Consider the following 12,730-nt stretch of genomic DNA (forward strand, 5'->3'; position numbering starts at 1 on the left):
AGCGCCGAGAATAGGATTTTGATGAATAAGTTTGTGCGCGTAGCTGCATCAGTGGTGTGTGCGTTGTCGTTGATAAGCTGCGGCGTCCAAGGGTCGTATGATTCTACTAAGGAGTTGCGCGAGTCTCTTCCTACGGATGTGAAGGATCCTCGGAGCTTTAAAGGCGTGTCAGAGGTAAAGAACTTTGACGACGTTCAACCGGTTGCAGACTCGGTTTCCCCAAAGCTGCCTGTGCAGTTGACCGACGCTGATGGGCATGAGGTCGAGGTCACGGATGTCTCGCGAATTTTAGCTTTAGACATCTACGGCACCTATACAAAAACACTTGAAGGGCTAGGCCTGACAAAAAACATCGTGGGTCGTACGGTGTCTTCGACGGAGAATGCGTTGAAGGACCTTCCTGTAGTTACAGAAGGCGGCCACACCATTAACGTGGAGGCCGTGCTGAATCTTCGCCCTTCGTTGGTTATCGTGGACCATTCTATTGGTCCGCGGGACGCCATTGATCAGATGCGCGCTGCCGGCGTCACCACTGTAGTCATGGAACCAACGCGCACTATTGATTCGGTATCTGAGGACATTAAAAATCTCGGCGGCGTCGTTGGGCTTAACGACGAAGCCACGAAGCTGGCGGAACGCAGCATCCAAGAGATTAACTCTGCGCGGGAAGCGATTAAGAACATTGCGCCCAAGGACCCCATGAAGATGGCATTCCTTTATGCGCGTGGCAACGGTGGAGTCTTTTTTATCATGGGCGATGGGACCGGCGCCAAGGATCTCATTGAGGGGTTAAGCGCTGTTGATCTTGCTGCTGAGCACAAGCTTTCTTATGCAGAACCTGCCAATGCGGAAGCGCTGGCCAAGATTAATCCTGAAGCAATTATCATGATGTCGGGGGGCTTGGAGTCTACGGGCGGCATCGATGGTTTGTTGTCTCGTCCTGGCGTTGCCCAAACGACTGCGGGTAAAAACAAGCGAGTGATTACGCTTCCCGACGGTCAGTCTTTGGCATTCGGACCGCTAACCGGTCAGACCCTTCTCCGAACCGCACAGGCTCTGTATGCTCCGCAAACGTAGTACTTTGGTCCAGGATGTTTTTGAACACCGAGCTAGGCGCAGGACAATACTTTTTATTGTCCTCGCCGGTTTGGCGTTTCTAGCGTTTGTAACGTCTCTTGCGCTAGGCCAATACTATGTCCCGCTGCAAGACCTGCCTTTTATCCTGTTCAATCGTGGCGATGAAAGCCTCACCACTAGCGTGGTGTGGGAGATTCGTCTGCCACGTATTGTTTTAGGTTTTTTGGTGGGTGCCTGTTTGGGCGTGGCCGGCACACTGATGCAAGCAGTGTTTGCCAACCCGCTTGCTGAGCCGTCTATCATCGGCGTGACCTCAGGTGCTGGCGTGGGGGCTGCTGCTGTCATCGTGTTTAATATCGGTTTCCTAGGGACTTTTACGGTTCCCGTTGCTGCATTCATGAGCGCAGTTTTGGTAACCGTGATTATTTATCAGTTGGCGCGCCATCAGGGAAAAGTTGCGGTGGTCAACCTTATTCTTACGGGCATTGCGATCAATGCCGTGTGCAACGCGTTGATTTCTTTCCTGGTTTATCTGGCGCCGACAGCAAATCGAGAACAGATTGTCTTTTGGCAAATGGGCTCGCTTAATGGATCGCAGTGGAAGCATGTCTGGGTGGTCTTGCCGATAGCGATAGCCGGTGTGCTCATCGCAATTCGCTTAGGCCGCCAGCTGGATGTTCTTGCGCTAGGCGAACGAGCGGCCGTCCACACGGGCATTCACGTTTCACGATTACGGATTATCGCTATTGCGGCATCGACGATTCTTACCGCCGGTGCGGTTTCCTTTGCCGGCCTGATTGGATTCGTTGGCCTTATCGTTCCGCATTTATTGCGTAGTCTCGTTGGGCCAGAAAACAAGATTCTTCTGCCGGCCTCTGCGCTCACGGGCGCGGTGCTCATTGCGTTTGCCGATGTCGCGGCTCGCACGTTGATTCCGTTTGCCGACCTGCCCATTGGCATCTTCACCGCAATAGTTGGCGGGCCAACATTTTTTGTTTTGCTCCGCCGTATGCTCAAGAAAGGTTCGGTCCATTGAGTAGACAGCCTGCAGTCGTCGTAAGCGATCTTACCGTCGCCGTCGGCGAGAAAGTTCTGCTGGACAAGGTCACTTTTGAAGCCCGCCGGGGCGAAATCACCGGTCTGATAGGTCCGAATGGTGCGGGGAAATCGACGATTCTTTCCGCAATCAGCGGCGACCTTGAGCGAACAAGAGGCACCATCGACATCCTGGGCCACGACCCAGCGACCAGCTCCCCGAAAGATTTGTCGCGGGTCCGTGCCGTCATGATGCAAGACGTGAGTGTCTCTTTTGAATTTCTTGTGCGTGATGTGGTCGCGATGGGGCGACGTCCTTGGGAAGGCACGGAAAAACAGCTTTTCGACGACCACCTCATCGACGCTGCCCTCGCCGCCACAGACACTGCTCACCTAGCTGGACGCGATGTGATTACTCTGTCTGGAGGCGAACGCGCGCGTGTGGCCTTGTCTAGGGTGCTGGCTCAGCAGACGCCTGTCGTGATGCTTGATGAGCCAACGGCTGCGCTCGACATTCGCCATCAAGAACAGGTATTGGGACTTATGCGCATGATTGCTCGTGAGACGAACGTCGCGGTGATTGTTGTGCTTCACGACCTCAACGCGGCCGCTGCATACTGCGATCGAATAGTTTGCTTGGCTAATGGCTGCGTGGCGAAGGAAGGAAACGTCGATTCCGTCTACACAGACGAGAATCTGTCCACGGTATACGGATGGCCGATTCATGTAGAAAAGCGTGATGACGGTTCTCTTTTTGTTCATCCTGCACGTGATCAGGGCGGTAAACAAGAGTCAGACTTCGTTTCCCTGGTGCGCGAGGCAGAGGCAGTGACTTCCTAGCAAAGCACAACTGCGGTCGTTGTGCGGGGTAGGGAAGCAGGGGTATTCGGGGTAAGTCTTTAGTTTTTAAGTTAGGTAAGGCACGCCATCTTTTAATAAGGTATGCCTTGCCTTTAAAAATCTCGAAAGATAGGATCCCTCGCGTGTTTAAGCGACTTGCTGTCCCTGTGGCAGCCACTATGATTGCTGCCGGTATTGCCGTCCCTCAGGCTGTGGCATCTGAAAAATGCTCGATCGAAGTTGTAAGCGGAACGCTGAATTGGGGGATCAAGCAATCGTGGCGGAGTTATGTGCAGGGGCCTATTGCAAAGGGTAAATGGGAAACTGCAGGTTCTGTCTCCGAGGGTAGCGGTGGGAAGAGTAGCGCGGGCTTTGCTTTTACATTTGAGGTAGACCCTCAAACTTCTAAGGTGGTTCTAGATTCCCGCGGAAAGGTTAGTTCGGCAGAGATCAAGACAAAAATGTCTTCTCTTACTTTTACTGGGCATGGTGATTCTCTCCGGTCGGTAATGAAGAGCCCTTATGTGTCGGTTAATGGACAGGATGTAAAGGCCGGGGCATCTTATGAAGGGTATTACGTCGAAGGCAAGGAGATGACTAAATATGAGGCGGCCGATCGTACTGATGCTAATAAAAAGACTGGTACGGACACTTTTGCTTCAGGTCAACTTGAAGGGTGGAAACTTAACAGTGAAAACTTAAGTTTTGCAGGTAAAAATATGAGGTATACTCCCAAGCCTCTTACTGATGGTAAGAAAAATATTATCGATGGAATCGATATACTCTTTATGGGTATATATAACGATGAATACAAGCCCGAAGTCGACGACGTAAACATCGAGCTAACCGTTAAGAACAACTGCGGTCTCAAAAATGGCCGAGTTCCTGAGGCTGAAAAGCCCCAGTCCCCGAAAGACCTTTCACTCGGCAATTTCCCTAAGATTTGGAGCATTGTTTTGGGAGTCGCTGGACTGGTGGCCACGGTGGCTGTTTTGTTCCAAGTTGCGATGAAGTCCGGCGTTTTGCGGAATCTTCCGTTCATGAACGTGTAGACTGTTCAATAGACTTTGGGTGGGGCGGGCTAAATAAAGCACGTGATGTGAGACTTTTGTTTCTCGCATCACGTGCTTTGTCTTATTAGATAGCGTTAAGCCCTGCTTGTAGGTCGGCGATTATGTCTTCGATTGACTCGATTCCGACTGAAAGTCGCACTGTGGCGGGCGTAATGCCGGCGGCTTTGAGCGAAGCCTCATCGGATTGGGAGTGTGTGGTGGTGGCTGGATGTGCTACCAGTGACCGAACATCTCCGATGTTGGCCAGGTTCGAGTGGAGCTTGAGGGCGTCGATAAAGCGCCATGCTTCTTCTTGTCCTCCGTTGACATCAAAGGACAAGACTGAGCCTGTGTGGGAAAGATTGAGCTTTTCTTTCGTAACAAACCACGGGGAGTCGGGGAGTCCGGCGTAGTTGACTTTGGATACTTTGGGGTGCTTTGTAAGGAACTCTGCGACGGCTTGGGCATTTTCGTTATGACGCTGAACGCGTAGTGAGAGCGTGTCCAGGCCTTGTGCGGTTACCCAGGCGTTGAAGGGGGATGGGGCGGCGCCGGTGTCGCGAAGCAATCCGACGCGTGCCTTGAGTCCGAAGGCTGCTGGCCCGAGGTCTATGTACTTGAGGCCGTGGTAGGCGGGGTCGGGGGTTACGAAATCGGGGAAGAGGGGCTTTCCGTGCTTTTCGACGCTCCAGTCGAAGCGTCCGCCGTCGATAAGCACTCCTCCGAGCCCTGAACCGTTGCCGGTGTAAAACTTTGTGAGGGACGCGACAACGACGTCGGCGCCGAGCTCCAGCGGGCGAACGAGTGCTGCGGTGGCAAGGGTGTTATCGACGATCAATGGCACGCTGTTTCTATGCGCGACGTCTGCGATTGCGGGAATATCAAGGATGTCGGCTTGGGGATTGGCAAAGGTTTCGCCGTATAGGGCGACAGTATTGTCCTGGATAGCGCTCTCCCACGAGGTGGGGTCGTCGGGGTTGTCCACGAAAGTTGTTTCTATTCTGAGGCGCGCAAGAGTCGCTGTGAAAAGGGTTTCCGTGCCGCCGTAGATTCTCGGGGAGGAAACGATGTGGGAACCAGCGCGGGCGATATTGAGAATCGCCGCGGTTTCGGCAGCCATTCCGGAGGAAAATAGGACGGAATGGACACCTCCTTCCAGAGAAGCGAGTCTTTCTTCGACCGCATTGACTGTTGGGTTGGTGAGTCGGGAATATACCGGACCTGCGTCGGAAAGGTTGAAGCGATTCGCTGCGTGTTCTGCGTCGTTGAAAACGTAGGAGGATGTGAAATAAATGGGGAGATTCCTTGCGCCGGTGCCTGCGTCGACGGTTTGGCCGGCGTGGATGGCTCGGGTATCAAAGTTCCATTGATCGGATTGGGAGTTGTCGTACTTAGTCATTTCTTGCCTTTCTGAATAACGTGCATTGGCAAGAACGCTAGACCGCATCGAATGAAAAATAAACAGCTTGGTCTATTTTTTAAAGAATATGCAGGTAGATGGTGAATTAAAATATAGACTAAGTGGTTTTAGAAAAGCGAAAAGCCGCATCCATGTGTGAACATGGATGCGGCTTTTGAGCGGGTTACTTTATGGAGCTAATGATGTCGTTGTAGCTAGCGATGGGACGCATGATCGCGGTGGTCTTAGCGTCATCGGGCTGGTAGTAGCCGCCAAGATCTGCAGGGGCGCCTTGAACTGCGAGCAGTGCGTCAGCGATCTCCTCGGAGTTCGCCTCTAGTACCTCTGCGACAGGTGCGAACGCGGCGGCGAGGTCGGCATCTTCGGACTGAATCGACAATTCCTTCGCCCAGAACTTGGTAAGGAAGAAGTGCGAGCCGCGGTTGTCGATTTCGCCCGCCTTGCGCGATGGAGAATAGCCCTCGTTGAGAAGGGTTTCGGTGGCTCGGTCGAGGGCGTCGGCAAGCACTCCGGCCTTGGTATTGCCTTCGGTGTTAGCAAAGTGGCGTAGGGATTCCGCTAGGGCGAGGAACTCGCCAAGGGAGTCCCAACGGAGGTGGTTTTCCTCGACAAGCTGTTGGACATGCTTTGGAGCGGATCCGCCGGCGCCTGTCTCAAAGAGTCCGCCACCTGCCATAAGCGGAACCACGGAGAGCATCTTTGCGGAGGTGCCAAGCTCAAGGATGGGGAAGAGGTCCGTGTTGTAGTCACGGAGCACGTTGCCGGTAACCGAGATAGTGTCCTCGCCGCGGCGGATGCGGTCGATGGAGAACTGGGTGGCGTCGACAGGGCTCATGATGCGGATGTCGAGTCCCTCGGTGTCGTGGTCGGCGAGATACTTTTCCACGAGAGTCGTGAGGTTGCGGTCGTGCGCGCGCTCAGGGTCGAGCCAGAAGACTGCCGGCATGCCGGACAGTCGCGAACGAGTGACCGCCAGCTTGACCCAGTCCTGGATAGGGGCATTCTTGGCCTGGCAGGCGCGCCAAATGTCGCCGGCCTCTACGTTGTGCTCGATCAGGACTTCGCCAGCGGAGTTAACAACCTGTACGGTGCCGTTGGCTTCGATCTTGAACGTCTTATCGTGTGAGCCGTACTCCTCGGCCTTTTGTGCCATCAGGCCCACGTTGGGGACGGTGCCCATGGTGGTCGGATCGAATGCGCCATTCTTCTTGCAGTCTGCAATAACGGTTTGATAGACGCCTGCGTAGGAGGAATCAGGGATGACGGCCAGGGTGTCCTGCTCTTCATCGTTCTTGTTCCACATGTGTCCAGAGGTTCGGATCATGGCTGGCATGGAGGCGTCAATGATGACGTCGGAGGGGACGTGGAGGTTGGTGATGCCTTTGGCGGAGTTGACCATGGCGATATCAGCACCTGATTCGAGGGCTGCGTCGAAAGCCGCTTTGATGTCGGCGCCATTGGGGAGGGACTCTAGGCCGGAGTAAATCGCGGCGAGACCGTTCTCGCCATTTAATCCAGCTGCCTCTAGCTGCTCGCCGTATGTTGCGAATACGTCTGCAAAGTAGGCGCGGACGACGTGCCCAAAGATGATGGGGTCGGAAACCTTCATCATGGTGGCCTTGAGGTGTGCAGAGAAGAGGACGCCTTCATCTTTTGCACGCTTGACCTGTGCTGCCAGGAACTCATCGAGCGCGCGGGCGGAGATGAAGGTGCCGTCTACGACCTCGCCTTTGAGAACCTTAAGGCCGTCTTTAAGGACCTTTTCCCCGTTGTCGGTCACCAATTTAATGGTGAGGGTGTCGTCGGCAGGCATGATGACGGACTTCTCGTTATGGCGGAAGTCATTGCTTTCCATGGTGACCACGTTGGTCTTGGAGTCCGCAGACCATGCGCCCATGCGATGAGGGTGCTTCTTGGCAAAGTTCTTCACTGCGATAGGCGCACGACGATCGGAGTTGCCCTCGCGGAGCACCGGGTTGACGGCTGAACCCTTGACCGCGTCATAGCGGGCGCGGATGTCTTTTTCCTCGTCAGTGGAGGGGGCGTCTGGGTAATCCGGGAGCTTGTAGCCTTGGGACTGCAGCTCGGCGACTGCTGCTTTGAGCTGGGGGACGGAAGCTGAGATGTTGGGCAGCTTGATGATGTTTGCTTCCGGAGTCTTGGCGAGCTCGCCGAGTTCTGCCAGTGCGTCGTCGACCTTTTGATCGTCTGTAAGAAACTCGGGGAATTGTGAGAGGATGCGGCCTGCGAGGGAGATATCGCGGGTCTCCACCTCGATGCCTGCGGTGGAGGCGAACGCCTCAACGACCGGCTTGAGAGAGTAAGTGGCCAGAAGCGGTGCTTCGTCGGTGCGGGTGTAGATGATCTTTGCCATGAGTCTCCTCTTTAATCGGGCTCGTTGTACAAACAAAAAGAATACCTGTTGTACAGCATAAATGCCTCCCTGATGGGATGAATATGGCCATATGCTGGGGATAGTTGTTGGGGGGCCGGGGGTAAAAACAGTACAACCGTCCTGTTTATCAGGCGAGGTGGCTGTGTTAAATGTCCGCTTGTGGTGAACCGGCAGAGGAGAGTTCATCCCTCTTGCATAAAATCAGGGTCGCTAGCTGTAAGGTAGTCCGATGTGCAAAAAATGATGCGTCGTCCAATTCCCCGACAAACTGAAATTTCCGAGCAACGTCGGCTCGCCACCATGATCGCCTTGGCTCTTGGAACATTCGGTCTGGGAATAACCGAGTTTGTCACGATGGGGCTGCTCAATCAGATCGCTGCGGATTTTAACGTCAGCGAGGACACCGCAGGCCACGTCATCGCTGCCTATGCCCTAGGCGTGATGATTGGCGCGCCTCTCATTACCGCATTAACCGGCATGATCCCGCGCCGCAGACTCCTCCTCATCCTCACGCTCGCCTTTGTCGCCGGAAACGCATTGACTTTCTTTGCCTCCAGCTTCTCCGTGCTTATCGTGGCGCGTGTGATCGCAGGTCTTCCTCAAGGCGCGTTCTTCTCCGTCGCAAGCCTGGCCGTTGCGTCGATGGCGCCTGAAGGCCAGCGCGGCCGTTCGCTTGCGTTTGTAGGAATGGGCCTTCCCATTGCCACCGTTCTTGGTGTGCCAGCCACCCAGGCTCTAGGACATGCCACAAGCTGGCACGCCGCATATTTGCTGGTTACTGTCGTGGGGCTGGTCACGCTCGGCTTGCTCTGGTTCCTTATGCCTCACATGACAAAGATGAAGCCAACGAGTCCCTTGACGGAATTGGGGGCCCTAGCCCGCGGGCAGGTCTGGGCGTCGCTGCTCATTGGCTCTGTGGGATTTGGCGGCATGTTCGCCGTCTACACCTATATCTCTTGGACTATGACGCAACAGGCTGGTCTGCAAGAAAACCGTATGTGGCTCGTGCTCATGGCTTATGGAATCGGAATGATCGCCGGAAACTGGCTCGGTGGTCGCTTGTCTGATTGGAGTGTGGAATACGGAATTTTCTGGGCATTGATCGCCATCGTGGTCACTCTGGCCGGGTTCTTCTTTACCAGCCATAACGCTGTCCTGGCAACGATCAACTTTGGGCTCATCGGGCTATCCGGCTCACTGCTTATTCCCTCCCTGCAGATTCGTCTGATGGACGTTGCCGGTCGGGCACAGACGTTAGCTGCAGCCCTCAATCAGTCGGCTTTGAACATCGCTAACGCGGCAGGAGCACAATTCGGAGGACTCGTGATCGCTGCCGGCTACGGCTATTCCGCCCCCGCACTCGCTGGCGCCGCGCTAGGAATCGCAGCCATCATGCTGTGGATTCCGGCGCATATTTTCCGCATGCGATCTGAGCAGGCGCCTGTGGCGTCGACAAGCTAAGTCCACGACGGATTATCCACATCAACGCCCCCGCGTCGCGCCGCATCACGGACAAGCTCTAAAAGATAAGGCGCAAGCCCCTGGTAGTGGGCGGCAAAGCGCTCGTCGTTCACATACATGTTCGCCAAAATGAGCTGTTTTGAAAGCGACGACTCATACCACTGGGCGATTTGCTCGCGATGTAGCTCAACAATGCGGTCCGCGGCCGCGGTGCCCGGGCGCACGCCCGCTTGCCATGCGCGATGCAGCTCGGACACAAAAGCCGCATCCGAGGCCTTAGCCTGCTGCCAGTCGCTCGCAGACATCGAACGCATTGTGCTTTGCGACGCCGCCCACTCCTCCGAATCGCCCCAACGAGACTCCGCCTCATTCTGATATTCGACGTAGTTCTCGCTCCAGTCATGGGAAAAAGTATCGGCAAAGCCTTGTGGGGTCATGGGGGTTTCTCCTCGAAGTAGTTTTTCGACGGAAAGAATCGACGATTCTTTCCGGAAAATCTCTTGTTTAAGCAACCTCAGCTGCCGCTGAAGGTGCTCTTTTTCCGTTGATGGTTCTTCCAAAATGTTCTGGATGGCTTTGAGACTCAGCCCTGCTTCTCGGTACACCAAGATAGTGAAGGCCTTTGTGAGGTCTTCTTCGGTGTAGAGCCGGTAGTCGCTGTGGTTGCGCCATTGTGGTTCCAATAAACCGATGGCGTCCCAGTGTCGCAGTGCTCGTGTGGTTATGCCGAGGAATTCGGCGGCTTCACCTATGGTGAGTTCGTTCATGCTCCTATTGTGGCGCTTGACGCTGGGGCAAGGTCAAGAAGTGGAAAATTAAAGTTAGGATGAACATCATGCAGATTACGACGGTCAACGTTAATGGCGTCCGCGCAGCCGTGAAAGAGCGCAGTGAAACGAATCTGGGCATGCTCCCATGGTTGGAGAGCGCCGGTTCCGACGTCGTGCTCTTGCAGGAGGTCCGGGCTTCTGAAAAAGACACCTTGGCAGCGCTTGCCCCGGCGCTCGATGCTGGCTGGCATTATGTGGGGGGCCCGGCAGCTGCCAAGGGCCGTGCTGGTGTGGGAATTTTGAGCCGTTCTGAGCTTTTCGACGTCCACGTGGGCATCGAAGGATTCGAAGATTCTGGCCGGTACATTCAGGCAACGCTTCGCGACGGAACCGATGATGTGACAGTCGCCTCGCTGTATCTACCTTCTGGTTCCGCCCAGACGGAGAAGCAGGATGAGAAGTACCGCTTTTTGGATGTCTTTGAGCCTTTCCTCGAGCAAGCGGCCAAGGATCATAAATACATGGTGGTAGGCGGGGACTGGAACATCTGCCATCGGCGTGAGGACCTGAAGAATTGGAAGACCAATAGAAAGAAGTCTGGATTCCTTCCAGACGAGCGTGCCTTTATGGACTCGGTGTTTGGTACGTTTCCTGACGCAGCTTCTCAGGTGGAGGATGCCGGGGAGTGGGCTGGCGCGGTGGAGTATGCGTCGGATGCAAAGCGTAAGCCGGCGTTGAATCCTCAGTGGTTTGACGTGGCGCGTCGTTTGCAGCCTCAGGATGCTCCCTATACCTGGTGGACATACCGTGGCCAAGCTTTTGATACGAATGCGGGATGGCGTATCGACTATCAGGCTGCAACGCAGGCGATGCTAGACCGCGCAGAAAAGACATGGGTGGATAAAGCCGGGGCTTATGATCTGCGATGGTCGGATCACTCGCCTTTGAGCGTTATCTACCATTAAAAGGTGTGGGCTTCGGCACTTGCGGAGTTTTCGAGTAGGATACACCGGGTTGTCATTCCTGTGTACGTTATTTTCGAGGAGCTTTCATGCGCGTTAAGAGTCTCATTGCGATTGCCGTTGGTCTTGTTTTGTTCGTTGGGTCTCACTTCATGCTCGGCGCACACGATGTGAACTCGATGCTTGGATCCATCATTATGGGAATCGGTGGAGCGTTGGCGATCGGTGGACTAGTGGGAGTTCTCTGTAAAGAGCCTCGGAAGCAATAACAAAATATGTTTGCGTAGTCTTCGGACTAAGGCCTGTCGTTGTATAACGGCAGGCCTTTTTGTTTATGTATAAGCTTTGCGACGCTCCCCGCTAGCCAAAAATATCTCTAAGCAGAGTGCTTCATTTTCTTAAACTAAAGGGCTGTGAGTTTATATTCATTTAATAATTTAAAACACTAACATGTTATTTTTATTTTATTAAACCCCTAAGGGGGTATTTTTACTGAATTGATTGTGAAGTTGCGGGAAAAGGTAGCGTTATTTTTCGGTCGCCAGTTTCCGTTGATGTTCGGTTGGGTGACGCTTTTTCTGTAAGGCTGAAACAATTAAGTATTTTTATTACGTTTTGTTTCAGGAATTATTTAACAGAACGTGGGAAAATGCTAATTCGTAAGATTGCTGCTTTATGTACCGCCGGAATAACCGCGTTGGCTTGTCTTGTTGCTCCAGCTCAGGCAATGGATGGGGGTGCAGAGGTAAGTAGTGATTATCAATTAGCGCAGATGGTTATACGGGTTCAGTCTTGCACAGGTACAGCAATTGCTCCGCATTGGGTGTTGACCGCAAAACACTGTTTTAGGGACGAAACAGGAAAGCGCTATGTTCACTTAGGTATTAAGCGGGCGACGGAAGAAAATAAAACGGTCATTGATCGCTTTGTAGAAGCGGATAAGACATTCTTTATTCCGAACTCCGATGTGGCATTGCTGCACACAATCCAAGACATGAAACTACCTCGTTATGCGGAGCTGGATTATAGCCCGCTGACACCTGGGACACAGGGCACAGGCTACGGATGGGGTAGGGGCACTGCGGGGCTGTTGAAACGGGGCGAGTTGGCCGTCAAATCGATAGGAAAAACTACGCATCGCGGTCCTGCGATTGAGGCTTATCACACAGATGGAAGCAATACCCAGGCTGGTGATTCTGGTGGGCCATTGTTTGTGAATAGCAAGGTGGTCGGCGTTGCTTCTCACAAAGCAGTGAGCTACCAAGTTCCGTGGGTCAATTATTCACAGCTCTATGGCCTGGAAAACGAGATAACTCAAATAAAAAATACCGCAGTAGGTTCTGAGACTGATCAGGGGCCGCGTGAGCAGCAATGGAATGAATCCACACGGGAGATGGAAGATGTGGATCCCAGTGAAAGCCCCGAATTTTTAGCAGATGCCGAAGAAACGACAGAGCAGAGCTCTGTGCCGGAGATTCGTGAAGAAGATCTGCTGAACGCGGAGGCGGAAATCGAGAAACCAGAGACTGAGTTAACCGTGCCTGCCCCTACAGACAGATCCATCGACGCTGGTGAAGGCCACACGCCGCCGAGGCAGGAAACAAAAGGAATCGCTGGCATAATTCTAGGGGTACTCGCAGGCCTTGGTGGCTTCGGTGCGCTTATTGCTTTCCTGATTAATTACATGAAAGGTCTGATCTAACCGGCTGCGCGTGGCC

The 12,730-nt window shown here is 53.8% G+C and carries 11 protein-coding genes; 8 read left to right on the forward strand and 3 right to left on the reverse strand.

Going from position 1 to position 12,730, the window contains the following annotated elements; genetic code table 11:
* Nucleotides 1-21: 21 nt before the first annotated feature.
* The 4 genes from ET810_RS07355 (at nucleotide 22) to ET810_RS07370 (ending at nucleotide 4,004) form a co-directional block, all read left to right on the forward strand.
* Nucleotides 22-1,077: a heme/hemin ABC transporter substrate-binding protein gene (locus ET810_RS07355; RefSeq protein ID WP_087453453.1), complete on the forward strand. Its 1,056-nt coding sequence runs from the start codon at nucleotides 22-24 to the stop codon at nucleotides 1,075-1,077.
* Nucleotides 1,061-2,113 carry a FecCD family ABC transporter permease gene (locus ET810_RS07360; protein ID WP_087453454.1) on the forward strand — a complete coding sequence of 351 codons (1,053 nt, stop codon included), beginning with the start codon at nucleotides 1,061-1,063 and terminating at the stop codon, nucleotides 2,111-2,113. The genes ET810_RS07355 and ET810_RS07360 overlap by 17 nt, the downstream gene beginning before the upstream one ends.
* Nucleotides 2,110-2,952, forward strand: coding sequence for a heme ABC transporter ATP-binding protein (locus ET810_RS07365; RefSeq protein ID WP_087453455.1), 843 nt, complete (start codon nucleotides 2,110-2,112; stop codon nucleotides 2,950-2,952). Before ET810_RS07360 ends, ET810_RS07365 begins: the two co-directional genes overlap by 4 nt.
* A 143-nt stretch (nucleotides 2,953-3,095) precedes the next feature.
* Nucleotides 3,096-4,004, forward strand: coding sequence for an HtaA domain-containing protein (locus ET810_RS07370; protein ID WP_087453456.1), 909 nt, complete (start codon nucleotides 3,096-3,098; stop codon nucleotides 4,002-4,004).
* A gap of 85 nt (nucleotides 4,005-4,089) precedes the next feature.
* Here the strand turns inward: ET810_RS07370 and ET810_RS07375 are convergent, their stop codons facing one another.
* Together ET810_RS07375 and ET810_RS07380 are read right to left on the reverse strand one after the other, a co-directional pair.
* Complete coding sequence (locus tag ET810_RS07375; RefSeq protein WP_166741033.1) at nucleotides 4,090-5,403, reverse strand: O-acetylhomoserine/O-acetylserine sulfhydrylase; 1,314 nt, start codon at nucleotides 5,401-5,403, stop codon at nucleotides 4,090-4,092.
* A gap of 184 nt (nucleotides 5,404-5,587) precedes the next feature.
* Nucleotides 5,588-7,798, reverse strand: a complete 2,211-nt coding sequence (locus tag ET810_RS07380; RefSeq protein ID WP_087453458.1) for an NADP-dependent isocitrate dehydrogenase — start codon at nucleotides 7,796-7,798, stop codon at nucleotides 5,588-5,590.
* 252 nt (nucleotides 7,799-8,050) lie between these two features.
* On the opposite strand from ET810_RS07380, the gene ET810_RS07385 reads away from it, so the two are divergent.
* Nucleotides 8,051-9,280, forward strand: coding sequence for an MFS transporter (locus ET810_RS07385; protein WP_087453459.1), 1,230 nt, complete (start codon nucleotides 8,051-8,053; stop codon nucleotides 9,278-9,280).
* Here ET810_RS07385 and ET810_RS07390 read toward each other — a convergent pair.
* On the reverse strand, nucleotides 9,277-10,047 hold the full coding sequence (locus ET810_RS07390; protein WP_134316226.1) for a MerR family transcriptional regulator: 771 nt from the start codon (nucleotides 10,045-10,047) through the stop codon (nucleotides 9,277-9,279). The two genes, ET810_RS07385 and ET810_RS07390, sit on opposite strands and share 4 nt — an antisense overlap.
* Before the next feature lie 68 nt (nucleotides 10,048-10,115).
* Between ET810_RS07390 and ET810_RS07395 the strand changes: the two genes are divergently transcribed.
* The 3 genes from ET810_RS07395 (at nucleotide 10,116) to ET810_RS07405 (ending at nucleotide 12,714) form a co-directional block, all read left to right on the forward strand.
* Nucleotides 10,116-11,015 (forward strand): exodeoxyribonuclease III, encoded by a 900-nt coding sequence (locus ET810_RS07395; RefSeq protein ID WP_087454835.1) that lies wholly within the window; start codon nucleotides 10,116-10,118, stop codon nucleotides 11,013-11,015.
* Nucleotides 11,016-11,101: 86 nt separating this feature from the next.
* The gene (locus tag ET810_RS07400) at nucleotides 11,102-11,281 is read left to right on the forward strand and encodes a hypothetical protein (RefSeq protein WP_087453461.1); all 180 of its coding nucleotides are present in this window, start codon (nucleotides 11,102-11,104) and stop codon (nucleotides 11,279-11,281) included.
* 293 nt (nucleotides 11,282-11,574) lie between these two features.
* On the forward strand, nucleotides 11,575-12,714 hold the full coding sequence (locus ET810_RS07405) for a trypsin-like serine protease (protein WP_225870258.1): 1,140 nt from the start codon (nucleotides 11,575-11,577) through the stop codon (nucleotides 12,712-12,714).
* Nucleotides 12,715-12,730 lie beyond the last annotated feature (16 nt).

The sequence above is a fragment of the Corynebacterium silvaticum genome (genome assembly GCF_004382825.2).
Classification (GTDB): domain Bacteria; phylum Actinomycetota; class Actinomycetes; order Mycobacteriales; family Mycobacteriaceae; genus Corynebacterium; species Corynebacterium silvaticum.

Excerpts from the sequence above, each read along its gene's own strand:
- ET810_RS07355 (WP_087453453.1), top strand. The coding sequence starts at position 22 with ATGAATAAGTTTGTGCGCGTAGCTGCATCAGTGGTGTGTGCGTTGTCG.
- ET810_RS07360 (WP_087453454.1), top strand. The coding sequence starts at position 1,061 with ATGCTCCGCAAACGTAGTACTTTGGTCCAGGATGTTTTTGAACACCGA.
- ET810_RS07375 (WP_166741033.1), bottom strand. The coding sequence starts at position 5,403 with ATGACTAAGTACGACAACTCCCAATCCGATCAATGGAACTTTGATACC.
- ET810_RS07380 (WP_087453458.1), bottom strand. The coding sequence starts at position 7,798 with ATGGCAAAGATCATCTACACCCGCACCGACGAAGCACCGCTTCTGGCC.
- ET810_RS07390 (WP_134316226.1), bottom strand. The coding sequence starts at position 10,047 with ATGAACGAACTCACCATAGGTGAAGCCGCCGAATTCCTCGGCATAACC.
- ET810_RS07395 (WP_087454835.1), top strand. The coding sequence starts at position 10,116 with ATGCAGATTACGACGGTCAACGTTAATGGCGTCCGCGCAGCCGTGAAA.
- ET810_RS07400 (WP_087453461.1), top strand. The coding sequence starts at position 11,102 with ATGCGCGTTAAGAGTCTCATTGCGATTGCCGTTGGTCTTGTTTTGTTC.